Raw genomic sequence first — 24,717 nt, forward strand, 5'->3', positions numbered from 1 at the left:
GAGGAGGGATCTGGCTTGAAAGAAATACTAGCACAGATCAAACAGTACAAGAAGGACTCCATTCTGACCCCTGTCTTTACCGCACTTGAGGTCTTTATGGAAATGCTTCTGCCTTTTATAATGGCGAAAATAATCGACGACGGCATTGAAAAGGGCAACATGACAAACGTTTATATTTTTGGTGGCGTAATGGTAGTGGCGGCAATGGTCAGCCTGCTTTCGGGCTTCCTTGCAGGAAAATATGCGGCTTCGGCTTCATCAGGCTTTGCCTGCAATCTTCGTGAAGCTATCTACCGCAAGGTGCAGACCTATTCGTTCTCAAACATCGACAAGTTCAGCACCGCAGGTCTTGTAACAAGAATGACAACTGACGTTACAAACGTTCAGAACGCATACCAAATGATAATCCGTATCGCAGTGAGAGCGCCGCTGATGCTTATCTGCTCAATGGCAATGTGCTTTGCAGTAAGCGGCTCAATGAGCATTATATTCCTTGCAGCTATCGTTCTTCTTGGCATAGTTCTCGGGATCATCGTTAAAAAGACGATGAAAGTTTTCACAGAGGCTTTCAAAAAGTATGACGACCTTAACGCAAGCATACAGGAAAACGTATCGGCTATCAGAGTTGTAAAGGCATATGTAAGAGAGGACTTCGAGCAGAAGAAATTCAAGAAAGCCTCAGGCAATCTCTATAAGATGTTCGTAAAGGCCGAGAGCCTTATTGCACTGAATAACCCTGTTATGATGTTCGTTATCTACTCCTGCGTAATGCTCATAAGCTGGCTTGGCGCAAAGAATGTTGTTGCAGGCACTATGAAAACAGGCGAGCTTTCATCAGTTTTTACATATGTTATCTCCGTCATGATGTCACTTATGATGCTCTCTATGATATTCGTTATGATATCAATGAGTACAGCAAGTATCAGACGTATCTCAGAGATACTCAAGGAAACACCTGATCTTCACAACGGTGAGAACCCAGCAAAGGATATGAAGGACGGCTCTGTTGACTTCAACAATGTAAGCTTTTCATACAAGCATGGAAGCGGAAAAATGGTGCTTAACAATATCGACCTGCACATCAAGTCCGGCGAAACTATCGGCATCATAGGCTCAACAGGCTGCGGAAAAACAAGCCTTGTAAATCTTATCAGCCGTCTTTATGACGTTGACGACGGTTCTGTGTGCGTTGGCGGCAAGGACGTAAGAGATTACGATATGGAATATCTGAGAGATCAGGTTTCTGTAGTATTGCAGAAAAACGTGCTTTTCTCAGGCACTATCCTTGACAACCTACGCTGGGGCAACGAAAACGCCACAGACGCCGAGTGTATCGAAGCCTGTGAAGCTGCCTGCGCTGACGAGTTCATTGAACGCTTCCCTGACAAGTATGAAACTTATATCGAGCAGGGCGGTACAAACGTATCAGGCGGACAGAAGCAGCGACTTTGTATTGCAAGAGCGCTTCTGAAAAAGCCAAAGGTTCTTATCCTTGACGACTCCACAAGCGCAGTAGACACTGCAACAGACGCAAAGATAAGAGCGGCATTCGCAAAGTCTATCCCAGGCACAACAAAATTCATTATCGCACAGAGGATATCAAGCGTTCAGGACGCCGACAGGATAATCGTTCTTGATGGCGGAAAAGTGAACGGCTTTGACACACACGAAAAGCTTGTTGAAACAAACGAGATATACCGTGAGATATATGAATCTCAGGTAAAGGGCGGCGGAGATTTCGACGTTCAGTCAGCAGGAAAGGAGGAAGCTTAAATGCCTAAGCCAATGAATAAAGAAATGGGCGGCAAGCCTAAAATGTCAGGCGACCAGATGAAAGTCCTTGGCAGAGTAATGAAATATATGCTCAAAAACTACAAGTTCTCATTTATAATAGTTGTGGCGTGCATACTTATTCAGGCTGTCACCACACTTGCGGGAATGATGTTCATACAGTCACTTGTTGATGACTACATCACACCAATGCTAAAGACCTCCAGCCATGATTTTTCACCCCTTGCAAAGGCTCTCGGTGGTCTTGCAGTAGTATACGTTGTGGGCATTGCGGCTTCATACGCATACAACAGGATAATGGTAAACATCGGTCAGGGTACGCTGAGAAACATAAGAGATGATCTGTTTCTCAACATGGAAACACTTCCTATCAAATATTTTGACACACACCCGCATGGCGACATCATGTCAGTATACACAAATGACGTTGATACTCTCAGACAGTTTATCAGCCAGAGCATACCTCAGCTTATAAACTCTCTTGCAACACTTATATCCACCCTCGTTTCCATGATAATCCTCAACATTCCTCTTACCATACTCTCTATCGCAATGGCATTTGTAATGGTAAAGGTGACCAACGATCTCGCTTCAAAGTCAGGAGCACACTTTGCGGCTCAGCAGCGTGACCTTGGCGCAGTTGACGGCTTTATCGAAGAAATGCTTGACGGACAAAAAGTAGTAAAAGTGTTCTGTCACGAGGATAAGGCAATAGAAGACTTTGTAAAGATAAATGACAAGCTGAGAGTCAGTGCAAACGAAGCTAACAAGTACGCTAACATCATGATGCCGATAAACGCAAATATCGGAAACCTCAGCTATGTGCTTTGTGCCATTGTGGGAGCTATCCTTGCCATAAACGGCTATGCAGGTCTTACCCTCGGCACTATCGTAACATTTGTATCCCTTAACAAGAACTTCACACAGCCTATCACACAGATAAGCCAGCAAATGGCATTCGTTGTTCAGGCTACCGCAGGCGCAGGCAGAGTGTTTGACCTCCTCGACCAGAAGCCTGAAACAGACGAGGGCTATGTTGAGTTCGTTAATGCAAAATATAACCTGAACGGTGAGCTTGAAGAATGCAAAGAGCGTACAGGCATATGGGCTTGGAAGCATCGTCATCAGGCTGACGGCACTGTTGACTACAAGAAAATGGAGGGCGAGGTCGTATTTGACGGTGTTGACTTCGGATATGATGACAGCAAGATAGTTCTTCATGACGTAAAGCTTTTTGCAAAACCGGGTCAGAAGATAGCTTTCGTTGGCTCAACAGGCGCAGGAAAGACAACTATCACAAACCTTATCAACCGCTTTTATGACATTCAGGACGGAAAGATACGCTATGACGGAATAAACATCACAAAGATAAAGAAGCCTGCTCTGAGAAAAACTCTCGGCATAGTTTTGCAGGACACACATCTTTTCACAGGCACAGTAATGGAAAATATCCGCTACGGCAACCTTGACGCCACCGACGAGGAATGTATGGCAGCCGCAAGGCTTGCAAACGCAAACGGCTTTATAGAAAGACTTCCTGACGGCTACAACACTGTTCTCACAGGCGACGGCTCGAACCTTTCACAGGGTCAGCGTCAGCTCATAGCCATTGCAAGAGCGGCAGTCGGCGATCCTCCTGTTCTTATCCTTGACGAGGCTACCTCCTCTATCGACACAAGAACAGAGAGCCTTGTTCAGGCAGGCATGGACGCTCTCATGCAGGGCAGAACAACATTCGTTATCGCCCACAGACTTTCAACTGTCAGAAACTCAGACTGCATAATGGTACTTGAGCAGGGCAGGATAATCGAGCGTGGCACACATGACGAGCTTATCGCCAAAAAGGGCAAGTATTATCAGCTCTACACAGGAAACTTCGCAGAAGAAACAGCATAAAAGGGGCTATTACGCCCAAAGAAAAACGCCACGGAGAGAATATCTCCGTGGCATTTTTGTGCAATAAAAATGCGGCTGACAAAAGCCAACCGCAATAAATCTTATTCTTCTTCCTCTTCGTCCTCATCGAAATCTTCTTCATCGATGCCCATTGGACGAGGCATATCATCTGTCATAGGCTCATCTGCTCTTCTGAAATATGAGTCGAAATCAAAACGTCCCATGCAGATACGCTCCCAGTATGGCTTACCCGGCTCAAGCACCATAACATTATGCTCATGAACTTCGATAACATCATAGATCTTGCCGTATGAATCCTTTACCTGATCGCCCTTTACAACATTGGTCATTATATTCACCTTCCTTGTCATATCTTGAATTATACCACATTATAAGAGCCTTGTCAATCGGCTTGGAAAATTTTTTGCCCTAAATACTTACCTTCTTCACAGCCGACCACTTGCCGTACACTTTGGTCTTGCCAATGGTCTTATAATCCCTTGCCTTGACGTAATATGTCTTTTTGCTTTTAAGACCTTTTATTGTGCCTTTGTTCTTTGAGTTTCCGCTGAGCCACAAGGACTTGCTGTTCTTAAAGCCGCTGTTATCAGCATATGACACCTGATAGCCTGAATTTGAGCTGTGCTTTGCAAGAGTGACCGCTATCTTCTTTCCGCTCTTGTCACCCTTGGCAGAAATGCTCTGTCCCTGTGGGTTTATCTTGAAAGTCTTTGTTATCTTACCTGTGTAGCTTCCCTTCCCTGTGACAGTCACCTTAGCAGTGCCTATACCCTTGTTTGCAGAGTAGCTTACAGTATAGTCCCTGTCCTTTTTGAGAGTGACATTTCCGTCCTTTACAGTGACAGCAGGCTTCAGCGCCTTACCTGTCCACACCTGATCTGACACCTTGACAGACGCCTTCCCGACAGATCTTTTCGTTGCTGATCTTACCTTTATCTCAGCGGAATATCCGCCGTATACCCTCTTGCCTGACACAGTTTCATAACAGCGTACTTTGTAATAATAATCTGTGTTTGCCTTGAAAAATCCATCTGTAAACTTTCCTTTTGCAGTCGTCCCCACGGCAGAGTATTTTCCCTTTGCGCCTGTTTTCCTGTATATCTCATAGCCGCATTTGTTAGTTGATCTGCCAGAAAAGCTGATCTGTATATCCGTGTTATTCACAGAGCTCACAGACAATCCTGATACTTTCGGCAGGCTGATAGAAGAATCAGCGCTCTTTGACACTGCCGCAGACTTTGAGCCGTTCACAGCGTTGTCTTTCAGCGAAGCCTTGCTGTGAGAGCTTACGCTTATGCCACTTTTTCCTGAGCCACTTATGCTGTTTGAATTTACGCTCACAGAACTGCTGTAATTTGACACGCAAATGCCGTTCTGCTTGCTGTTTGATATCTTATTTGAGCTTAGAGCCACACTGCCGCAGTGGTCTGTAACAAGCACACCATGCTTGCCTGCGCCAGAAACAGTGTTTGAGGCCGCCTTGCCCGAAGCGTTCTTGCTGAACACGATACCATGCCCCACGGCATTTTTAACTTTGTTGCCTGAGCACTCGCCCTTTGAGCCGTTATAAATAAGAATGCCCGTGTCCCCCGCCTTTGAAATGCTGTTGGACTTTATCACAGCCGAAGAATTTGCAGCCACTGCTATGCCATGCTTTTTCGCTGAATTTACGCTGTTTGAGCTTGCAATATTGTTCTCAGAGCCGTTGTAGATATTTATTCCGTTCATTCCAACGTTCTCTATGGTATTGTTCTCAAGGGTATTCCCTGAGCTGTCAGTAAGGGAAGCACCGTTTCTGGCTGAGCCTGAAATGTAGTTATCTGTTATCTTTATATTGTCGCACTCGTTGAGAGTAAGACCATTTTTATCCTTGTAATTAACACCGTCCTGCTTTGTAACGAGAATATTCGATTCGATTTTCGAGGATCTTTACTCCTGCCACTCTGAAATTATAGTCAGGGATAACACCGTTGTCCTTGACCTCATACCCTGTCAGGCGTATGCCGCTTGTAATGCCATATTCGTCATCACCGCTTACAGAGATAGTGTTAGATGAAATAACAGAGTTTGCATCGTCATCAAAGCCGTCAACTGCTTCCTCCATAGACTTCACCACAGGGGGATTGAAATTGTTGTTAGGCAGGCTGGACATTGCCTTGAACTCTATACCGCTTGCGCAGTTTGTGATAGTGTTATTTGTTATGGTACAATTCTTGTAATTGTACATTATCATTGCCATATCGTCGAGATTCTCAAAAACATTGTCTTCGATAAGGATATCTGTGTAATAGATACCAAGAGTGGCGGAATGAGAACCAAGGCCTCTGCAAATGCCTGAGAAAAGATTATTCTTTATGACCACATTTTCGCATGATGTATCGTCAAAAGGCGCATAGCCTGCAAAAACTCTGCTGTTGTTCATGCAATCAAGCTGAATGGCTTCTTTTTTCCTGTAGCCTGTATATCCTGTAAAAGTACAGCCCTCTATGGTGACGTCAGCCGCACCGCCTATCTCCATATGATGACCGTTCTCGTTATTTTTGACGTGCATATCTCTCAGAAGAATATTTCTGCAATGTGCAAATCTGATATTTGAAAAATCTGCGGTATTTGGCCACTGATCTGTGTTTCCGTTCCAAAGCCCGCCCTCAACGATAACATTTTTAACGCCGTCATAGCCGCCGATACCATTATTATCGCACCTGAGCATAGGTCCATAGGAAATGCACCTTTTTATCTCAACACCCTCTTCACAGTATATCCAAGTATCGCTGTATACCACAAGTGCAGAAGAAATAAGATACGTTCCCTTTGGTATCACGACCTTTGTGAAAATGCCCTGTCCTGAATTTTCCTGTGCAGCGTCAAGTGCCTGCTGTATCTGCTTTTCGGTCATGGCGTTTCCTGTGTTGTCTGCACCGAAGTCATTAACCACGTTATAAGTGACGATTTCCATGCCGTCTGTATCAAAATACGCACCTGTCACAGCCGTATCTGCCGCTTCTGCCACCGATGTTATAGCCGTAGAGAAGCCCTCTGGAATCACTGTGATAACGAGCAAGAGCGTTGTCAAAAGTGCCGCTATCCGTCTGAAAACGTTTTTTTCACTGATAATTCTGTAGTCTTTAATGTTCATTCTTCTGTGTTCTCCTTAAAGTTCGGCTATATTTTTCTTGCCGCTGACAATTATTCGTACAAATAGTATTATAAATCATTTATAAGTATCTGTCAACAAACGCTAAACTTTTCGTGAACACTGCACAAATTTGGCTGTGTATTTTTGGCACAAAAAAAGCTCCCCTGACGCATAAACGTCAAGAGAGCCTTTAAAGCAAAATATTTTACTGCACTTCCACTTTTTCGCCCATGATAGACCTGATAGCGTGGACACGACACACCTCTGCACACTTTCCGCAGTTTGTACACTTTTCATAGTCGATAACAGCGTGGTTGTTCTGCACTGTAACGGCACCTGACGGACAGTTTTTCTCGCAAAGCTTACAGCCTATACAGCCGTTAGGACAAACAGACCTTGTCACTCTGCCCACATCTCTTGATGAACAGCAGATATCCACAGCCTGAGAGATCCTTCTCACTGTGATAAGACCATTTGGACAGGCTTTTGCACAAAGCCCACAGCCCATGCACTTTGCTTTGTCGATAACGGCAATACCGTCAACGATAGATATTGCCCCCTGAGAGCAGACCTTGATACAATCGCCGTAGCCTAAACAGCCGCTTGTGCAAAGCTTGCTTCCGTCATAAAATCTGTTGCACGCCGCACAGCTCTGAATACCGTCAAAATCGTATTTATGCGGTGTATGAGAGCAATCTCCCGAACAGCGCACGAAAGCCACCTGTAGCTCTGTTACAGTCACTTCAACGCCCATTATCTCGGCTATCTTCTTTGCAGCGGCCTCGCCTCCAGGACGGCAAAGGTTACATTCTGCACCTTTGTTCACGATAGCGTCGGCATAGTCTGCACAGCCTGAAAAGCCGCAAGCACCGCAGTTTGCCTGCGGAAGTGCTTCTGCGATAGCGTCAACACGCTCATCCACCTCAACGGCGAAAACCTTTGAAGCCACCGTCAGCAGAACGCCTGCCAATATGCCCAAAGCGGCAAATATAGCCAAAGGGATCAAATATTCCATATCATTCTCCTCTTTCAGAATTTCAGTTTTTGTTGTGTTTCATTATATTATTATCCATAAAATCAAGGGTCATCTTAATGCGGTTTTTGATATTAACGTCCGCTGTTCCCGAATCGTGATCGACCGCCGTTATGATGCTGTCTGGGTAGAGCTTTTTTATACGCTTTATTATGCCTCTTGCACAGGTGTGGCTCACAAGGCAGCCAAACGGCAACAGCATCACAACACCTTTGCAGCCGTTCTTCAACGCTGAACACATTTCTGCACCGATAAGCCAGCCGTCCCCCATTGTTTCGCCAAGGCAGCCAAAGTTTTCACCGTAGCTTTTCAAGGATCTATAGTCTTCCATAGGCTCGAAACCGTTTTGTACAAGTGCAGAATTCATTTTGCACCAAAGCGTTTTCATATAGGCAATAAGGACTTTTGCTCCCACACCTGCCAAGGTTTTTCTTCCGTAAATGTTATCATCATTTGTACAGGAATCGGCAAGGTACATTATGTATGGAACAAAGCCGCTCATATATATCTGACAACCGAGATCACGGAGGTATTTCTCCGTTTCGCCGTTGCCGAGAGCACAGAATTTTATGTAAAGCTCCCCTGTTACGGCGACCTTTTTGACCGATCTGCTTTTATCACAATTTATTGTAGCAAAGCTTTCGCATATCTTGCGGAATATGACGCACATTGAGATCGGATCGGCTGCTTTGCCATGCTCAAAGAGCCGTGACAGCCTGCTGTTCCATAGGCGGACTTTATCAAGCGTTTCACCCTTCTTTAGTTCATAGGGTGAAAGCTCATTATAAAGATACAAAAGCAAGTCACTGTAATAGATCGCTGCACAAGCCGTCAGCACCATTTTAGGCGTTATGGAAAATCCCCTGTGTTTCTCAACGCCGCTGACATTAAGTGACACCACAGGAACATTTTGCAGACCGGCTTTCAAAAGAGCTTTTCGCAGCAGCATAATGTAATTGCACGCTCTGCACCCTCCTCCTGTTTGAGGCAGCAGCAGGGCTGTTTTTGCGGTGTCATATTTGCCGCTTTTCAATGCACATATGAACTGTCCTATTATGAGGTTGCAGGGAAAGCAGACATCATTATTTGAATATTCCCAGCCTGCGTTTATCATTTGTGACCGACTGTATTCGTTCACCCCGATAACGTCGCACTTATATCCGCCGCTAAGAAATGCATATTTAAGCAGCGGAAAGTGGAAGTCAAGCATTGATGGTATCAATATAGTGTGGGTCTTTTTCATCGGCTTTGTAAATTCAACCCTTGATCGTTTCATATCGATAAATTATTATCAGATTATTCCCGAAAAGCCCATAAAGCTTAGCGAAACGATAGACGCCGCAATGAGCGTTGCAGGCACGCCCTTGAAAGTTTCAGGAAAATCGCAGTTTTCTATCCTTGCTCTTACTCCGCTGAAAAGCAAGAGGGCAAGAGTAAACGCAAGTCCTGTTCCAAGTGCGTTTGTGAGGGACTGAAGAAAATTATAGCCGTTGTCTATGTTTCCGATAGTAACACCGAGAACTGCACAGTTGGTTGTGATAAGAGGCAGATAAACGCCCAGTGCCTTATAGAGAGGCGGCATCATCTTTTTCATTACTATCTCAACAAGCTGAACGAACATTGCTATAACAAGTATGAACGCCACTGTTTTAAGATACTCTATGCCAAAATGCTCAAGAAGTCTGTATACAGGATATGTGATAGCTGTTGCGCATATCATAACGAATATTACCGCTGCGCCCATTCCCACAGATGATTTCATCTGCTTTGATACGCCAAGGAAAGGACATATTCCCATGAACTGAGAAAGCACAACGTTATTTACGAACACACAGCCGATAAGTATAAGTATGTAGCTCATTTTTATGCCTCCTCACTCTCTGTTCTGCACTGACCCTTGCACAAAGCCGCATTTGGGCAGCCTGAGCAGGAAATCTCCTTTGGCGGCTTCTTGTTCGCTATCTTGTTCACAAGTGCGATAAGACAGCCAAGCACGAAAAATCCGCCTGCCGGCATGATGAACACTGTCATAGGATCATCGCACAGGAAAGGTATCTTGAAACCGAACCATGAGCCTGTGCCAAGTATCTCTCTTATAGAACCCATTGTGAAAAGTGAAAGTGTAAATCCAAGGCCCATTCCAAGTCCGTCAAGTATGGACGGGAATATCTTGTTCTTGCTGGCAAAAGCCTCCGCTCTGCCAAGGATAATACAGTTTACCGTGATAAGTGACAGGAATACGCCTAAGGCACTGTAAAGCTCAGGTATATAGCCTTTCATAAGAAACTCGATAAGAGTAACGAAGCCTGCGATTATTACGATAAAACAAGGCAGTCTTACAGCCTTTGGGATAACGTTTTTCAAAAGGGATATAACAAAGTTTGAGCAGACAAGCACGAACGTTGTGGCAAGTCCCATTCCGATACCGTTTTTCGCCATTGTTGTGACCGCAAGCGTCGGACACATACCAAGAAGCGTAACAAGCGTCGGGTTTTGCTTTATGATACCCTTTGTAAATTCATACAGATTAGAATTTTTCTCAGCCATTGAGTATCTCCTCCTTATGCTCGTCAAAAAGCTTCACAGCCTTTTTGCACGCAGATTTCATTCCCTTTGAAGAATAGGTGGCAGCGGTAACATTGTCGATAGAATTTTCATCAGTGTCAACGCCAAAGCCCTTTAGCTTTGAAAGAAAACTATCGTCCTGCACCTTTGTGCCAAGACCCGGAGTTTCGCCTATAGAGAGAAATTCTATCCCCTCCACAGTTCCCTCGCTGTTTATACCGATAAGCAGATGAAGTCCACCCTTTGAATAACCGTCCTCAGTTATCTCGATAACGCATCTGCCGTTATCTTTATCTGCGATAATGGAGTTCACGCCCTCTGCATCAAATGTGACCGGGGTCTTGCTGTCACCCTCGCCGTCAAGCATTATCTCATAATCGCCCTTGCCGAATATCTCCTCACAGCCCTTTTTCATATCGTCTGTAAGAACACCTGTATTGTCAACATATGTGGCATTATAGGCAAGCACCAAAAGTCCGCTGACAACTATACATATTATAGTCAGAACCAATGGAGGCATTATTTTATCTTTCATTCAGACTTCGCCTCCTTCTTCTTTGTTATAGCCCCTAAAGGCTTAGTTTTTGTTACCATGTCGATATATGGTGTAAGTATATTCATAAGCAGTATTGAGAATGAAACACCCTCAGGATAAGAGCCGAAGAAACGTATCACACAAGTGATGATACCACAGCCGATACCGAATATCACCTTGCCTGTTTTTGTAACAGGAGTTGTAACATAGTCAGTTGCCATAAAGAATGCACCGAGCATTACGCCGCCTGCAAGTATCTGATAGATGCCGTCCTCGCCGCAAAGATATGAGAACACGAAAACTGTGCCGATAAATGCAAGAGGTGTATGTACTGAGATTATCTTCATCATTATAAGGTATATGCCGCCAATAAGCAAAGCCGCCGCAGACACCTCGCCAAGACAGCCGCCTACTTTTCCAAGGAAAAGATCGAGATAATCGGCAGGGGCGGAATGTGCCGCCGCAAGAGGTGTTGCACCTGTTACGATACTGTCAGGGTCATAGAAAGGCACTACCCAATGGGTCATGTTGCCTGTGAAAGCAAGCATAAGAACTATTCTTCCCACGATAGCAGGGTTGGCAAAATTCTGTCCCAGACCGCCGAAAAGCTGCTTTACTATAACGATAGCAACGAATGTGCCGATAGCAGCCTGCCAATAAGGCATTGTCACAGGGAGATTGAACGCCAAAAGCATACCGGTCACAAGTGCCGAAACGTCCTTTGTGGAATCAGGTCTTTTCATTATAAGATTGCAAAGCCTTTCCCATATGAGTGCCGTTATCATGCAGAAGCCTGTGAGCATGAGCGCACGTCCACCGAAAACGTAGGCAGACATTGCAAGTGCAGGGCAAAGCGCCACAAGCACATGGGTCATCACCTTAGAGGTAGAAATATTATCCCTTATCTGAGGCGAAGGGCTGACAAGCATTTTTTCCATATTTTCTTACCTCCTTATGTTCTTATGAAAGCTTTTGCAAGCTGATTTTTCTCTGCAAGATCTCTCTTTGCAGGACAGACGTATGAACACGAACCGCAGTTCATGCAAAGACCCACCTTGAGCTTCATAAGAGCTTCCTTATCACGCCTGTCATAAGCCTTTTCAAGCTCTGTAGGCATAAGATTCAGCGGACAAGCAGAGATACATCTTCCGCACTTTATACAGTTTGTCTGTGTGCACCTGTCCTCGATGCCCTTTTTCTTATCAGCCTTTTCACCAAATGCAAGAATGGCGTTTGTGGTCTTTGTCACAGGGGTGTCAAGCTCATAAAGGCACATTCCCATCATAGGACCGCCAAAAAGGGCTTTTCTAACCTTTTCTTTATCGCAGTCACCGAATTTCAGTATATCCTCCGCAGAAGTTCCTATAGGTACTCTCACATTGCATGGAGTAGATACCACATCGCCGTCAACAGTTATACGCTTTGATATGAGTGGCATGCCTGTTTTGGAATACTCTCCGATAAAGCCTGCTGTGGTAACGTTCATTACGATAACGCCCTGATCTGACGGAAGCTGACCCTCGCCAACTACACGTCCCGTGGCGTTGAATATTATCACCTTTTCTGCGCCCTGAGGATAGCACGACTTCAGCACCTTTACTTCGATACTTTCATCATCAGCCGACTTTTCACGCATAAGCTTTATAGCCTGCGGCTTATTATCCTCGATACCGATAACGACCTTTTTAAGTCCGAGCATATCACACACTAGCTTTATTCCGCACATAACATCGTCAGCGTTCTCCATCATCTCACGATAATCGCTTGTTATGTAAGGCTCACACTCAGCGGCGTTTATAACAAGGGTATCGACCTTGTATTTGTTCTCGTCAAAGTTGAGCTTTATGTGCGTCGGGAAGCCTGCGCCGCCCATTCCGCAGCAGCCTGACTGCCTTACGGCTTCGCAAAGGCTCGCCTTGTCTGTTATAACAGGCGGCTTTACGTCAGGTGATACCTCCTGCTCTCCGTCGGTGTCGATCTCCACCATTTTGCACACCTTTCCGCCTGCTGTGAGCAGTTCGGATATCGCCGCCACTGTGCCTGACACAGACGAGTGAACAGGGCATGACATAAAAGCGTTGCTTTCGCCTATGACCTGTCCCACAAGCACTCTGTCACCCTTGGCAACTGTCGGCTCGCAAGGTGCTCCCATGTGCTGTGACATGGATATCTTCACTCTTGCAGGCAGCGGCATGGCGATAGTTTCGCTGTTTTCCGTCCCCTTTTTGTGGGAAAGAAAAATGCTGTTGAGTTTCATAATTTTCCCCCTTATCATACTTTATGACTATTCAAACCTGAATTTATCATCACTTATACTTATCCTGCTCTTTATACTGTCAGAGCAATAAACTACGCCATTTTCATCAATGGCAATAACTTCTATATCTTCATCACCGAGCCACCTGTCAAGCTCACCGCTTCCGCCAATAAAAATGCAGGTAGACAGAAAATCGGTTTCAATGCCGCTCTGCCCTATCACAGTGACTGAAACAAGGTCTGTTTCGCATGGATAGCCTGTTGTCAGGTCAAAAATATGGCTCCACTTTTTACCCTGTGCTTCAAAATAACGCTCATATCCCCCGGAAGTGGAAACAAATCCGCCGCCGCTTGTGAAGCTAAGGCAGGTGTTATCGTTATCAAAAGGGTCTGTGACTGCGACCTTGAAATCTGTTTTATCAGGCTTCTGCCCGTAAAGAAGTGTTGACGAGCCAAAGCTCACCACCGCACAATCGGCTTTTTCGCTATCCAAAAGCTTTTTCACTTCGTCAAGTGCAAAGCCCTTTCCGTCACAGCCCACATCTATCTGTGTGCCGTTTTCAAGGACACATTCGCTCCCCGAAAGCTTTATATTCCCATATCCCACAGCGGAAAGAGCAGTCTGTATCTCACTTTGCTCAGGCACTCTCGGCTCATCGCCAGTGACGTTCCAAAGTTCCGTCACTGCCCCTGCGGAAATATCCGCTCCGCCGTATTTTTTTGTAAGCTCTATGCTCTTTTCTATAAGCTGTGCAGTTTCCTCAGAAAGCTCAAACCTGCCGCTCTCATTGAGCCGTGATAACTCCGAGCCTTCCTCATAAGGCGAATAAAGCTTTTCCAAAGCCTTTATCCTGTCCTTCACCGCCTCAGCGTCGCCACCGTATACAGCGGCTGTGCATGGGCAATCCATGGCGAAAAATGTCGCCTCGTCAGGCTTTTTATCTAAGTGCATCATCACCGCTCCGCACACCATAAGAGCCGCCGCACACGCTACCGATACAAACAGCCGCCTTTCAGGCTTTTTCATTTTTATACCTCACTTGAAATTAGTTGAAAAGTGTGTTATAATATCCGAAGTATGATAACATCGGTATCAAAATTCTTATGTACAAGCGAGCAAAATGTGTTCGCACTCTTTGATAAACGCCCTCAGTTCAGGATTTTTTCCCACTGAAACCTCGAGCCTGTTCACCTTTTTTCCTGCCATGCCAAGGATCCTGTCAAGGTCTTTAGGCTGAGCAGAAAGATATTTCACACAGCGTTCCATGGTTTCCTCAGTATCAAGCTCAAAAAGCTTGTGGGAGTTGTGAGGATTTTCAGAGTAAAGCTTTCTCAAAAGCATATAGGTGCATATTTTCACCGCCATGTCCGTCTGAGTTTCAAGACCCTTTATGCCGCTGTCTTTTATAAGCTCCCTCAGCAGCTCGCTTCCCTCGTCCGGATAGCCTAACGCAGAGTTTTTTTCTCTGACCTTGACTAAACCGAACACATCTTCATAGGAAGCTCCGTAAAGCTTTATAAGAGCAATGATGATATTGACGTTCTGCTTTTTGCCGTGTTCAACGGCGGATATGCAAGACTGGCTGGTGCCGACTGCTCTGGCCGCACGGCTTTGTGTATAGCCGCTTTCTATCCTCGCGGCGGTAAGCTTCTCACCTATCCTGAGAGTCAGCTCATCTTTGCTGTCATTGCTCATGTAATATCTCCCATATATAAAATCATATTGGTTTTTCAACCATTATTCTATTATACTATAAATTTATGTATTTGTAAATATAAAATCTATAAAATGACGTATTTAAGTGAAAAAAATTTGTGCAGATTTTAAAGCACTTATCATAAAAGAAAAAAGAAAGCAGGTATTTTAAATATGAAAGGCTACAGAATAGCATTTATCCGTCACGGAATGACGCAGGCAAATCTTGACGGACGTTATATCGGTACTACCGACCTGCCGCTGTGCAGAGAGGGTGCTGACCAGCTTTATGAAAAGATAGAAAAGTATGATTACCCTTCGGTGCAGAAGGTCTACACCTCGCCTTTAAAAAGGTGCAAACAGACTATATCTATACTCCAGCCTAACAGGCTTGTGGCTGAGATGCCCGAGCTTCGTGAAATGGACTTCGGCAAGTTTGAGAACAAGACCGCTGATGAGCTTATGAACGACCCTGATTATGAGCAGTTCATAAAAGGAGGACTTGACAATCCTCCGCCGAACGGTGAGTCAACAAGAGATGTCATAAACCGCTGTTATGAAGCTCTGAACATCATCATTTCCGATATGATGTACGAGGGTCTTACAAATGTTGCGGTATGCACCCACGGAGGTCTTATAATGAATATGCTGGCAGGCTTCGGCGTGCCGAAAAGAAAGCCTATGGACTACGCCTGCGATTTCGGTGAGGGCTTTGAAGTCATGGTGACAGCTTCCATGTGGCAGCGTTCAAACGCTTTCGAGGTAATAGGAACTTATCCGCCAAAATATGAGGAAATGCCTGATTACACTGTTGAGGATTATTATACCGACGAGGAAGATAAGTAAGCAAAAAAAGAAACGAGGGGGGAAAAGGCTTGACAAACAAAGAGATAAAACAATCGGCAAGAAAAAATATAAGCCAGAACATGGGAAACTGCGTATCGCTCACGGCATTTTTGTTTGCGGTGTTTGTATTTCTTGGTCTGTGCGAGCTTGCCCTTTTTATGCTTTTCAAACGCATCGGCTGGGAGTACTTTTTCTCGTGGCAGGGAATAAAAGATCATGTTTCCGTAAGGCTATTCTGGTTTCTTGACCTCATTGTCGTTATACCTTTTGCAGCTTTTGAAATGTGGACTGTCCGCAGATTTTTTGTTGATATTGCAAGAGCAGACAGCTATGTGGGATCGAGGCAGTATATAAACTCACATTCTTATGTATATTATTCCCACACCATGTTTTCTTCCATTATAATTAATTTACTGAAATTATTTTCCGCAGTACCTTTCGCTATTTCAACCTACAGCGTGTATTATTGGGGCTGGGTATGCAAGCTCAGCGAGCTTACCTCCGCAGGTCTTCTTTGTTTCATGTTCTCACTTGGTCTGTCTGTTGTGTTTTTCGGACTTATGGTGCATTACTGGATATCCCTTGCCCTTGCGCCATATATAATGACGCTAAACCCACGCACCAACATTTTTGACGCCTGCGATCTTTCTGTAAGGCTCATGGACGGTCAGCATGGCAGATATATCTCGTTCCTGCTGAGCTTTGTTATGTATATCCCCGCACTTCTGTTAGTATATCCTGTTTTTATCATCTATCCATATTTCAGACTAAGCTATATAGTGTTTTTGCAGGATATAATGGGAAGCTACTGGCAGGACAAAATGCCGTCAATGATAAAGCGCTGGAGGAAATACAGCAAATGACTGTGACAATAACAAAAGAAGAAAATGAAAAAGCCCTTGAATGTGTACTGCGTTCAAGGGGCTTTTCAAAAAGGCTCATAACAAGGCTCAAACGCACTGAAAACGGCATGACAAGAAAGGGCGTCCTTATCCGCACTGTTGACCTTGTATATGAAAATGACATCATCATGATAAACGAGGGTGACGGTGAAGCTCTTGACCCTAATCCTGACCTGAAAGCTGATATCCTCTATGAGGACAGCGAGGTGGTGGTGTTCTCAAAGCCGCCTTTTATGCCCTGCCACCCGTCAATAAAGCATCGTGACGATACGCTGGGAAATCTTTTTGCCGCACTTTATCCAAGCCTCGCTTTTAGACCTGTCAACCGCCTTGACCGCAACACGAGCGGCTGCGTGCTTGTGGCAAAAAGTCAGCGAAGCGCCGCAATGCTCCAAAAAAGCTTTGAAAAGACCTATGTTGGAATAATAAAAGACCTGCCCCACTGCGGCGGGCGTATCTGTGCGCCTATCGCAAGGGAGCAGGAAACTATAATAAAACGCTGTGTGAGGGCTGACGGACAATATTCCGCAACGGATTATCTTGTACGCAAAAGGCTGGGAGATCTTTCTCTTGTGGACTTCTTTCTTGAAACCGGCAGAACGCACCAAATAAGAGTACACTCGGCTTTTATGGGCTATCCTCTCCTGGGTGATGACCTTTATGGCGAGGCAAGCCCTCTTATAAGCCGTCAGGCTCTCCACTGCGAGAAAATGACCTTTCAAAGCCCTGAAAACGGCAGGATAGTGACTGTTACCGCACCGCTTCACGAGGATATGCTCTGTCTTATGACACCCGACAGGTGATATCCGTTTCAAGCTCCACCGAGCCTAGCACTTCATCAAGGCGGTCGGCATACTTTAGATAGCTTTGCGGATATTTGTGACGGAAAAGCCGCCACACATCAAAAATATCCGTCCTGTTCTCATACAGGGCTTTGTTCCACACCCCTGTGATGTTTTCTTCAAGGCGCTGTTTCACAAGTGCCGCCACCTGGTCTGAGCTTTTCTCGTCACGGATGTCAAGAGAAGTGTGTGCAAGAACAGTGAGCTTCAATCTGCATACGAGCCTGCCGTTCTCGTTATCAAGCTTCAGGCTGTGGCTGTCAGAGGTTATCCTAACGTCCATGGGGCTTCCATTATATTCGATAATATCAGAATACTGCTCTGCCTTTCCCGTGAGCCACAGACAGCCTGATGCGTCAGCGTGGGAAAGATAGCTCTCAAGCACCGTACCTTTTCGTATAAGGGCGGTCTTTTTTATTTCCAAAAGCGGCTCCTGCTGTTCCGCTGACTTTTCCTCATGGCTCTCCGCAAAATCTCCCAGCGGTTGTTTGATAGAGATAACCGGCATTGCGATATACTGCGGTGATCTTATGCAGGAAAGCAGATCGATAAGGCGGCACTCCACCGTTATGCCGTTTTTCACACCCATTTTTATGACCTGTGTGAAGTTTTCTGAGGACATCGTTCCCCTTGTTAGCTGAACGTTCATAAGCTCCTCTGCAGTATTTTCCGCCAAGCAAAGCTCCACTCCAAGAAAAACATTTTTGTCCTTTATAGCAAAAGAGAACAGCTCCTCTGGAGAGGAAAGATCTATATTTTTATTAAAGCATATTATTTGAAGATGGCCAAAAAATATCTCCCTGCCTATCTGATACTGACAGCCCTCAATGGCGTCTCGGATACTCCTGCCTTTGCAATTGACAGTCTGTATATTGGACTGGCTCACATCGAGAGGAGTGTCAGAACCCATACTCTGGGTCTTAAAGACCTGCAGTGACACATTGTATTCCCCATTTTCATAGTCAACGCCCATGGCGTGGCAAAGAACACGCTCCTCGATATCCACCTGCCTGCCAAAAGAGGAAGACAACAGCGTCACTGCTGCGATAAAAAGCACAACAGCCACCTGTATCTTACGCTTTTTCATCAGATCTCGCCCCCTTTTTCACAAATATCAGGCATAGAAGCGGTATTACGCCTCCGAGAAATATGAGTGGGATAGGGCTGAGCCCTGCGTATGCGATGCTCTCCCACTTGTGAGGCAAAAGCCAAAAGAGCGTTGCCGCCGCAGGAATCGCCGCTGTTATTATCACGCCCGATCCAGAACCGAGCTTGGGAAAAACATATCTCAGGCATCTGCCTGAACAATGGAAATATACTCCCAGCTTATATACCGAGAGCATTACCCACACGCCCATAACAGCGGCATCATAGCGTTCTATTATGGCAGTGCGTGAAAATGCCGCAAGTGCGAAGAATGGCAGTTTTGCAAGAAGAGTGTAATCTCCAAGTATCATTGTGATAAAACCTAAGACTATTTCAACAAGGGCAAGCCTTGTGAGCAGAAAATACACAGACGTTTTTGCTGCATTGCCCTTTGTTGAGGGTAAGAGAAAAACTATCACTGCAAGATAAGAGCTTCTTGCAAGCTCGCTGACAGCAGAATGAAAAATGCCTTTTCCAACGTTTCTTTCCGCAAGGTGAAAATCAACGAATGTGAAATCTTCAAGAGAGCTTATAACAAGGATGGATGTCACAAAGAGAAAAAGTACAAAAAGCACTGTCCCCGTTTTTCCTATGACCCCAAGGCCTGACATTGCAATATATATCCCGCAGGCGGCAACGCTGAGAACTATCATGAGCCGTGGTATATAATCAGAAAAATAATAATCCATAAAATAGGTGAAGGTTCCGATAACATAAAATGACACTGTAAGAAAATATGCAAGATACATTGTACAAACTCCCCTGCCTGCCCACTTTGAACGGCTCACCACAAGGGTGCATGGGTCATCATTAGGAAAGCGCTTGAGGAAAGCCGCCATACCGCATATCATAACTATCTGAAAAACTGTAGACAGCACTGTTCCAAGCATAAGCTCCAAAGCGTTTGCGGTGCTTTCAGGGAGAAATGTCATCATTGAAAAGGCTCTTGTACAGATAAGCATTGCAAAAAACTGCGATGGCGTAAGCTTTTTCATTGGCTTCCCCCCTTTTCGTCAAGCTTGTATTCTTTAATGGTGCTGTGAGTTTTCTCATATGACCGAAAGCTCCGCCTTGAAATAACGTCCTTTATACCCTTTGAGAAAAATGGCGTAACAGGAGCGGTGTAAGATACTGCAAGGTCGTCCATGGAGTTTATATTTATCATCAAAAGCACAGTGCAAAGTGCAATGCCATAAAGCCCCGAACCGCCGCCCACCAGGATATACACTAGCCTTAATATAGCCGTCTGCTGATAAAGGCTCGGTATAACGAACGATGATGTTGTGGTTATCCCCACCACTATAAGCAAAGGGGCGGACACAAGTCCGCTTTTTACGGCAGCGTCGCCTATGATAAGACCGCCCACTATAGAAACAGTGCTTCCCACAGCCTTTGGAAGCCGCAAGCCTGCTTCTTTCATTATCTCAAATAGAAGCATTAGCACAAGCACCTCCACTGTCAACGGATAAGGCGTTGACTCCTCTGAAACTGCAAGATTCAGAAGAAGCTTCAATGTGAAGACCTCAGGGTGAAAGCTCGCCAGTGCAACATACAGACCCGGAAAAGCCACCGCTAGAAAGAACGCAATATATTTCAGCCACCGCATAAAGGTGACGTAAAAAGGCTTTTCCGCAAAATCGTCCATGGTCTGAAAATTTTCCGCAAAAAGCGATGGGCAGATAAGCACAAATGGCGTGCCGTCCACAAAAACACATATCCTGCCCTGATTTAGCCTTGTGCATATCATATCAGGTCTTTCGGAATAAGCCATTTGTGAAAACACTGACGAACCGAAGCCTTCGTCGATAAAAGGTTCGATATATCCGCTTGTAAGAACAGTATCGAGCTTTATGCCTTTGAGCTGTTTTCTCAGCCTGTCCACAGCGTCTGAGCTTGCCCGGTCGCTCATGTAGACCATGCACACGTCGGTGGAAGAACGCTTTCCTATCTGCATCATCTCAAACCTCAGCGATGGTGTTTTCATTCGTCGGCGCACAAGAGAAATATTAGTTCTTATTGTTTCCGTAAAAGAATCCTGTGCGCACATTATAGTCTGCTCGCTTGCAGGCTCAGAAACCGACCGCTTGTCGTAACCCTGGATACCGTAAACAACAGCCTTTGAAAGCCCCTCCACAAATATGACCGCAAAGCCCGAAAACAAAAACTGTATGACGTCACCATAATTAAAGACCGTTTTTCTCTCGGCGGCAAGCAGGCTTTCTTTTGTTAGGAAGTCGAATACCTGCTCTGCATTGCCCTTTGACTTTTGTGCAGAAAGCTCCATTATAGGTCTGAAAATAAGCTCTGACATTGCGCTCGTTGAGATCATTCCCTCTATGGATACCAACGCACAGCTTACGGAGCATATCTTCACATTCATTATGTTAAGATCCATTGAATTGCCTGTTATGGTGCGAAGGGAAGTCATGGCGGCGTCAATGGTCTTATCTATCTCAGCGTTTTTGTAATTTCTGAAATCGGGTGTATTCATTTTGTTTCTCCTACATGAAATTTTGTTGTATTTATTATCTGCGGCTGTTATCAGAATATTCTGCATTAAAGCTGCAAAAAATAGCTTTGACCATATTGGAGGAAAACAAAATGCTGATAGTTTTTTTCAGAGCCGTGATACTTTATATACTCATTGTCATAAGCATACGCCTTATGGGCAAAAGGCAGATAGGCGAATTACAGCCCTCGGAGCTTGTTATAACGCTTTTGCTTTCAAACATCGCCACCCTGCCTATTGAGGATATGACTATACCGATGTCAATGGGCATAGTGCCTATATTCACGCTGGTGTGCCTTGACGTTATACTCTCTCACTGCTCGCTTAAATTCAGAGGGCTTAGAAAGCTCATATGCGGCTCTCCGAAAATAGTCGTGTCCCGTGGGATCATAGATCAAAAGCAGCTCAAAGACCTGCGTTTTTCTGCAGACGATCTTTTGGAGTCCCTAAGAAGCATGGGTATATTCGATATAAACGAGGTACAGCTTGCGGTGGTGGAAACAACAGGCAAGATATCGGTCTATCAGAAAGCACAGTTTCGACCTGTGAACAATGGCGGAATGGGCGTAAAAGACTCTCAGACCGACCCTCCGCAGCTCGTTGTCGACAACGGCAGGATAATATACTCCGCCCTTGATCTTATCGGCAAAGACGAAAAGTGGCTCATGAAAAAGCTAGGAGAAAAGGGTATGCCCCTGAAAGATGTTTACATCTGCACCGCTGACCCCTCAGGGCAGATAGTTGCCATAAGAAAAGACAAGGGCAAGAAAAAAGTATAAAGGAGCAAGCTCAATGAAAAGATTGTCCGCCTGCATTATTATTCTCACTGTCATAGCCGCCATGTCAGTGTTCTCCGTATTTGCGGTAAAAAAAGAAAACGATAAGTTCATAAGCCTTGTGAACGCCGCTGAAAACAGCTACAGAAATGAGGACAGCGACACAGCCCAACGGCTCGAAGAACTCGAAAATGCCTGGAATAAATATTATGTAAGAATATCATATATAGCACAATCCTGCACACTCGATGATATCTCCTATGCAGTGGCAAAGCTCCCAGCCCTATTGGAAAAGGGCTCTGAGGAATTTTTGTCAGAGTGCGAGAGCATACGCTCATGGACAGAGAAGATATACCACACTCAGTATCCCCATTTATATTCGGTTTTTTAATGTAGAAAATTGTGTCTAAAACGTTATCAAAGTGTATGATTTTTTCTTGCGTTATTGTACAAATCTACAAAAATCATACAGAACAAGGCGGTTTCAACGAGTTTTTCTTGACTTTTCTTTCTGCTAATATTATACTTAGAATGTATGAATAGGATAAAAAATTTTATCCTGTTTAGAAAAGAAGTATCAATGGAGGTATGAAATGAACACTATCAAGTTTTGTGCTAAGTGCGGAGCGCCAATAGGTCCAGAAGAAAAATTCTGTGGCGGCTGCGGTGCGTCTGTCGCCGAAATGGAAGCCGAAGCAGGCATTTCCACACAGCAGGCAGCACCTGCTCAGGCACCCGTTCAGCAGACTCAGCCTGTACAGCAGCAGGCTCCTCAGTATGACCAGCAGTATGCACAACCAGCAAACAACTACGCTCAGGCAGCAGCTCCTGCAGCTGCAAAGCCAAATCCTTTTGCTAAGCTTGGCGAATGGGTAAAGGGTCATAAGAAGATAACACTTATCGCTGCTGCAGCTCTTATCGTTGTTATCGTTGCGATCATCATTCTGTGCAACATTCTTAAATATCAGGTGATCGACGCAAAGGATCTTTTCAAGTTTGAATTTAAGGGCATTGACGGCTGTGGCTATGTTGAGGCAGAGCTTAACTGCTATGACAAGAGCTACTATTCAATGTCAGATGCTACAAACGCTCTCAGCGACCTTGCTGACGAGGCAGATCTTGACCTTGGCGACCTTGATGATCTTTCCGACTATGCAAGCTCATCTGACAAGTCATCAAAGGTAAGCAAGTATTTTGCACTTGACAAGAAAACTCTTACAAAAGCATTTAACAAAGCTGACGATTTTACAGAAGCTAAGCAGATGAGAAATGCCCTTCTCAAAACAAACAGCGATGGCGAGTATAAACTGAAGATAAGCTTTGATAAGAAAGCAAACAAGAATCTTAAAAACGGTGACAAGGTAAAATGCACTGTAAAGTACAACGAGGATTCTCTCAAGGACAAGAACATAAAGCTAAAGAACACTGAGTTTGAAGTAACTGTAAAGGATCTTAAAAACGGTGAGGAGATCGACTTCTTCAAGGGCGTTGAGGTCAAGTTCTCAGGCTTTGACGGAAACGGCTCTGCTGACGTTTCATATGACTCAGCATATCCATTTATCTACTATGATTATGACTACAAGTCAGATCTGAAAAACGGCGACAAGTACACTGTTACAGCTAACATAGACGTTTATGGCGCAGAAGAAAGCGGTGACATGACTTGGTTTGAATATGACGACAAGTATTATACATACAAGACAGCCGACGTTAAGGACGGCAAGGTAACAAAGGATTTCACTGTTGAGGGTCTTGAAAAAACTCAGGAGATCGACCCGTTCGAGGGACTTGAATTTGAATGTTCAGGCGGTGTTCCATTTGTTAAGCCTTACTCAGTAAAGAGCGAGTCTATCCCTGCTGCTCTTAAGGACAATGTTTCTTACTCAGTATCATGCGATGATTATATTGGCATCGGAGGCACATTCAAGGTAACTTGCAGCCCGTATTCCTCACTTGCAAGAAATGGTATCACACTTTCCGGCAAAACTGAAACAAACGATTGGGGCGACACTGTTTATGTTAAGGAAATAACAGTTGACGAAACATTCCCTGCATATGTAACAGCTGACAACGGCAAGGCTGCTATGGACAGCTATCAGTCATATATCGACGACAAGATCGAAGACATGAGAAAGGATGTAAAGGGTCATTACGCTCCATATCCTGCTGACTTTGACGGCAAGGTAACATCTATCGAGTCTTTTGATTACGTTGACACTTATGTTGCATTCACAAACAAGAAGAATTATGATTCTTGGGAGAACACAAATGCACTCTACAATCTTTACAAGATAACTGTAAAGACAGACAAGGAGAAAAAGGCAGTTTCATTCTATGCTTCGATCTACTGCTCAAATATCGTTGCAACAGGTGAAACATTTACTGAAGAGCCTTACTTCTCAACATCTTACTACAACAAAGAAGCAGATTTCAAGAAGAAGGTAATTGAAGCCGAGGGTTACACAACAACTAAGGCTGGTGCGGCTTCAAAGCCTGCAACTGACGATTCTTCATCGGCTGCAGCAAGCGAAGCAACAACCACCACAACTACAACAACAAAGACCGATTCTTCTGTAGCTGAAACAACTACATCTGCAAAGGATAAGGCAACAACTACTACAACTCTCGTTCCATAAGAGTTAATTAAGAACACACGCCGCGGAATTTTTCTGCGGCGTGTTTTTATGTTTTGACAACTCTTGAAAACCTTGTCAAAATGTGATATAATATTTGTTACGATAATAAAAAAGCAGCTCCGAAGAACCGG

23 protein-coding genes are annotated in these 24,717 nt (G+C 44.7%); 8 read left to right on the forward strand and 15 right to left on the reverse strand.

Annotated features, from left to right (window positions below; translation table 11 throughout):
• Positions 1 to 15: 15 nt before the first annotated feature.
• Together DW938_RS06975 and DW938_RS06980 are read left to right on the forward strand one after the other, a co-directional pair.
• Entirely contained in the window at positions 16 to 1,773 is a 1,758-nt protein-coding gene (locus tag DW938_RS06975) for an ABC transporter ATP-binding protein (protein WP_118124313.1), read from the forward strand.
• A gap of 12 nt (positions 1,774 to 1,785) precedes the next feature.
• Positions 1,786 to 3,687 (forward strand): ABC transporter ATP-binding protein, encoded by a 1,902-nt coding sequence (locus DW938_RS06980; protein WP_118124336.1) that lies wholly within the window; start codon positions 1,786 to 1,788, stop codon positions 3,685 to 3,687.
• A gap of 101 nt (positions 3,688 to 3,788) precedes the next feature.
• Here the strand turns inward: DW938_RS06980 and DW938_RS06985 are convergent, their stop codons facing one another.
• From DW938_RS06985 to DW938_RS07040, 12 genes are all read right to left on the reverse strand, one after another.
• The gene (locus DW938_RS06985; protein WP_022288495.1) at positions 3,789 to 4,037 is read right to left on the reverse strand and encodes a hypothetical protein; all 249 of its coding nucleotides are present in this window, start codon (positions 4,035 to 4,037) and stop codon (positions 3,789 to 3,791) included.
• Between the two features lie 79 nt (positions 4,038 to 4,116).
• Positions 4,117 to 5,625, reverse strand: a complete 1,509-nt coding sequence (locus DW938_RS06990; protein WP_118124314.1) for a right-handed parallel beta-helix repeat-containing protein — start codon at positions 5,623 to 5,625, stop codon at positions 4,117 to 4,119.
• The gene (locus DW938_RS06995) at positions 5,585 to 6,844 is read right to left on the reverse strand and encodes a glycosyl hydrolase family 28-related protein (RefSeq protein WP_118124315.1); all 1,260 of its coding nucleotides are present in this window, start codon (positions 6,842 to 6,844) and stop codon (positions 5,585 to 5,587) included. Before DW938_RS06995 ends, DW938_RS06990 begins: the two co-directional genes overlap by 41 nt.
• A 205-nt stretch (positions 6,845 to 7,049) precedes the next feature.
• Complete coding sequence (locus tag DW938_RS07000) at positions 7,050 to 7,859, reverse strand: RnfABCDGE type electron transport complex subunit B (protein WP_118124316.1); 810 nt, start codon at positions 7,857 to 7,859, stop codon at positions 7,050 to 7,052.
• Positions 7,860 to 7,881: 22 nt separating this feature from the next.
• Positions 7,882 to 9,153, reverse strand: coding sequence for a 2-hydroxyacyl-CoA dehydratase (locus DW938_RS07005; RefSeq protein WP_118124317.1), 1,272 nt, complete (start codon positions 9,151 to 9,153; stop codon positions 7,882 to 7,884).
• A gap of 15 nt (positions 9,154 to 9,168) precedes the next feature.
• A complete protein-coding gene (locus DW938_RS07010; protein WP_022288499.1) occupies positions 9,169 to 9,738 on the reverse strand; it encodes an RnfABCDGE type electron transport complex subunit A in 570 nt (189 codons plus the stop codon).
• A 2-nt stretch (positions 9,739 to 9,740) separates the two neighbouring features.
• Positions 9,741 to 10,424 (reverse strand): electron transport complex subunit E, encoded by a 684-nt coding sequence (locus DW938_RS07015; protein WP_022288500.1) that lies wholly within the window; start codon positions 10,422 to 10,424, stop codon positions 9,741 to 9,743.
• Entirely contained in the window at positions 10,417 to 10,977 is a 561-nt protein-coding gene (locus DW938_RS07020) for an FMN-binding protein (RefSeq protein WP_118124318.1), read from the reverse strand. Before DW938_RS07020 ends, DW938_RS07015 begins: the two co-directional genes overlap by 8 nt.
• A complete protein-coding gene (locus DW938_RS07025) occupies positions 10,974 to 11,915 on the reverse strand; it encodes an RnfABCDGE type electron transport complex subunit D (protein WP_118124319.1) in 942 nt (313 codons plus the stop codon). Before DW938_RS07025 ends, DW938_RS07020 begins: the two co-directional genes overlap by 4 nt.
• A gap of 14 nt (positions 11,916 to 11,929) precedes the next feature.
• Entirely contained in the window at positions 11,930 to 13,234 is a 1,305-nt protein-coding gene (rsxC, locus tag DW938_RS07030) for an electron transport complex subunit RsxC (protein WP_118124320.1), read from the reverse strand.
• 27 nt (positions 13,235 to 13,261) lie between these two features.
• Positions 13,262 to 14,260 (reverse strand): FAD:protein FMN transferase, encoded by a 999-nt coding sequence (locus tag DW938_RS07035; protein WP_118124321.1) that lies wholly within the window; start codon positions 14,258 to 14,260, stop codon positions 13,262 to 13,264.
• 75 nt (positions 14,261 to 14,335) lie between these two features.
• On the reverse strand, positions 14,336 to 14,929 hold the full coding sequence (locus tag DW938_RS07040) for a helix-turn-helix transcriptional regulator (protein ID WP_118124322.1): 594 nt from the start codon (positions 14,927 to 14,929) through the stop codon (positions 14,336 to 14,338).
• A 174-nt stretch (positions 14,930 to 15,103) separates the two neighbouring features.
• Here DW938_RS07040 and DW938_RS07045 point away from each other — a divergent pair, with 174 nt between their 5' ends.
• The 3 genes from DW938_RS07045 to DW938_RS07055 are packed head-to-tail and all read left to right on the forward strand — an operon-like array spanning position 15,104 to position 17,480.
• Positions 15,104 to 15,775, forward strand: coding sequence for a histidine phosphatase family protein (locus DW938_RS07045; protein WP_117864903.1), 672 nt, complete (start codon positions 15,104 to 15,106; stop codon positions 15,773 to 15,775).
• A 29-nt stretch (positions 15,776 to 15,804) separates the two neighbouring features.
• Positions 15,805 to 16,638, forward strand: coding sequence for a DUF975 family protein (locus DW938_RS07050; RefSeq protein ID WP_118124323.1), 834 nt, complete (start codon positions 15,805 to 15,807; stop codon positions 16,636 to 16,638).
• On the forward strand, positions 16,635 to 17,480 hold the full coding sequence (locus DW938_RS07055) for an RluA family pseudouridine synthase (RefSeq protein ID WP_242992431.1): 846 nt from the start codon (positions 16,635 to 16,637) through the stop codon (positions 17,478 to 17,480). The genes DW938_RS07050 and DW938_RS07055 overlap by 4 nt, the downstream gene beginning before the upstream one ends.
• On the opposite strand, the gene DW938_RS07060 is transcribed toward DW938_RS07055, so the two are convergent.
• From DW938_RS07060 to DW938_RS07070, 3 genes are read right to left on the reverse strand one after another with little or no spacing between them, the layout of a single operon-like run.
• Positions 17,461 to 18,606 (reverse strand): Ger(x)C family spore germination C-terminal domain-containing protein, encoded by a 1,146-nt coding sequence (locus DW938_RS07060; RefSeq protein ID WP_118124325.1) that lies wholly within the window; start codon positions 18,604 to 18,606, stop codon positions 17,461 to 17,463. The two genes, DW938_RS07055 and DW938_RS07060, sit on opposite strands and share 20 nt — an antisense overlap.
• Positions 18,593 to 19,660 (reverse strand): GerAB/ArcD/ProY family transporter, encoded by a 1,068-nt coding sequence (locus DW938_RS07065; protein ID WP_118124326.1) that lies wholly within the window; start codon positions 19,658 to 19,660, stop codon positions 18,593 to 18,595. Before DW938_RS07065 ends, DW938_RS07060 begins: the two co-directional genes overlap by 14 nt.
• A complete protein-coding gene (locus tag DW938_RS07070) occupies positions 19,657 to 21,156 on the reverse strand; it encodes a spore germination protein (protein ID WP_181984386.1) in 1,500 nt (499 codons plus the stop codon). The genes DW938_RS07065 and DW938_RS07070 overlap by 4 nt, the downstream gene beginning before the upstream one ends.
• A 110-nt stretch (positions 21,157 to 21,266) precedes the next feature.
• Between DW938_RS07070 and DW938_RS07075 the strand changes: the two genes are divergently transcribed.
• From DW938_RS07075 to DW938_RS07085, 3 genes are all read left to right on the forward strand, one after another.
• Complete coding sequence (locus tag DW938_RS07075; RefSeq protein WP_117896849.1) at positions 21,267 to 21,953, forward strand: DUF421 domain-containing protein; 687 nt, start codon at positions 21,267 to 21,269, stop codon at positions 21,951 to 21,953.
• A gap of 13 nt (positions 21,954 to 21,966) precedes the next feature.
• On the forward strand, positions 21,967 to 22,341 hold the full coding sequence (locus DW938_RS07080) for a DUF4363 family protein (protein WP_118124328.1): 375 nt from the start codon (positions 21,967 to 21,969) through the stop codon (positions 22,339 to 22,341).
• Positions 22,342 to 22,543: 202 nt separating this feature from the next.
• Positions 22,544 to 24,586, forward strand: a complete 2,043-nt coding sequence (locus tag DW938_RS07085) for a zinc ribbon domain-containing protein (protein ID WP_118124329.1) — start codon at positions 22,544 to 22,546, stop codon at positions 24,584 to 24,586.
• Positions 24,587 to 24,717: the final 131 nt, after the last annotated feature.

The sequence above is a fragment of the Ruminococcus sp. AM43-6 genome (genome assembly GCF_003461785.1).
In the GTDB taxonomy this organism is placed as follows: domain Bacteria; phylum Bacillota; class Clostridia; order Oscillospirales; family Ruminococcaceae; genus Hominimerdicola; species Hominimerdicola aceti.

Bases quoted from the DNA above. Each gene is read 5' to 3' on its own strand.
- DW938_RS06980 (WP_118124336.1), top strand. From the start codon at position 1,786: ATGAATAAAGAAATGGGCGGCAAGCCTAAAATGTCAGGCGACCAGATG.
- DW938_RS06985 (WP_022288495.1), bottom strand. From the start codon at position 4,037: ATGACCAATGTTGTAAAGGGCGATCAGGTAAAGGATTCATACGGCAAG.
- DW938_RS06995 (WP_118124315.1), bottom strand. From the start codon at position 6,844: ATGAACATTAAAGACTACAGAATTATCAGTGAAAAAAACGTTTTCAGA.
- DW938_RS07000 (WP_118124316.1), bottom strand. From the start codon at position 7,859: ATGGAATATTTGATCCCTTTGGCTATATTTGCCGCTTTGGGCATATTG.
- DW938_RS07005 (WP_118124317.1), bottom strand. From the start codon at position 9,153: ATGAAACGATCAAGGGTTGAATTTACAAAGCCGATGAAAAAGACCCAC.
- DW938_RS07010 (WP_022288499.1), bottom strand. From the start codon at position 9,738: ATGAGCTACATACTTATACTTATCGGCTGTGTGTTCGTAAATAACGTT.
- DW938_RS07015 (WP_022288500.1), bottom strand. From the start codon at position 10,424: ATGGCTGAGAAAAATTCTAATCTGTATGAATTTACAAAGGGTATCATA.
- DW938_RS07020 (WP_118124318.1), bottom strand. From the start codon at position 10,977: ATGAAAGATAAAATAATGCCTCCATTGGTTCTGACTATAATATGTATA.
- DW938_RS07025 (WP_118124319.1), bottom strand. From the start codon at position 11,915: ATGGAAAAAATGCTTGTCAGCCCTTCGCCTCAGATAAGGGATAATATT.
- rsxC (WP_118124320.1), bottom strand. From the start codon at position 13,234: ATGAAACTCAACAGCATTTTTCTTTCCCACAAAAAGGGGACGGAAAAC.
- DW938_RS07035 (WP_118124321.1), bottom strand. From the start codon at position 14,260: ATGAAAAAGCCTGAAAGGCGGCTGTTTGTATCGGTAGCGTGTGCGGCG.
- DW938_RS07040 (WP_118124322.1), bottom strand. From the start codon at position 14,929: ATGAGCAATGACAGCAAAGATGAGCTGACTCTCAGGATAGGTGAGAAG.
- DW938_RS07045 (WP_117864903.1), top strand. From the start codon at position 15,104: ATGAAAGGCTACAGAATAGCATTTATCCGTCACGGAATGACGCAGGCA.
- DW938_RS07055 (WP_242992431.1), top strand. From the start codon at position 16,635: ATGACTGTGACAATAACAAAAGAAGAAAATGAAAAAGCCCTTGAATGT.
- DW938_RS07060 (WP_118124325.1), bottom strand. From the start codon at position 18,606: ATGAAAAAGCGTAAGATACAGGTGGCTGTTGTGCTTTTTATCGCAGCA.
- DW938_RS07065 (WP_118124326.1), bottom strand. From the start codon at position 19,660: ATGAAAAAGCTTACGCCATCGCAGTTTTTTGCAATGCTTATCTGTACA.
- DW938_RS07070 (WP_181984386.1), bottom strand. From the start codon at position 21,156: ATGAATACACCCGATTTCAGAAATTACAAAAACGCTGAGATAGATAAG.
- DW938_RS07075 (WP_117896849.1), top strand. From the start codon at position 21,267: ATGCTGATAGTTTTTTTCAGAGCCGTGATACTTTATATACTCATTGTC.
- DW938_RS07080 (WP_118124328.1), top strand. From the start codon at position 21,967: ATGAAAAGATTGTCCGCCTGCATTATTATTCTCACTGTCATAGCCGCC.
- DW938_RS07085 (WP_118124329.1), top strand. From the start codon at position 22,544: ATGAACACTATCAAGTTTTGTGCTAAGTGCGGAGCGCCAATAGGTCCA.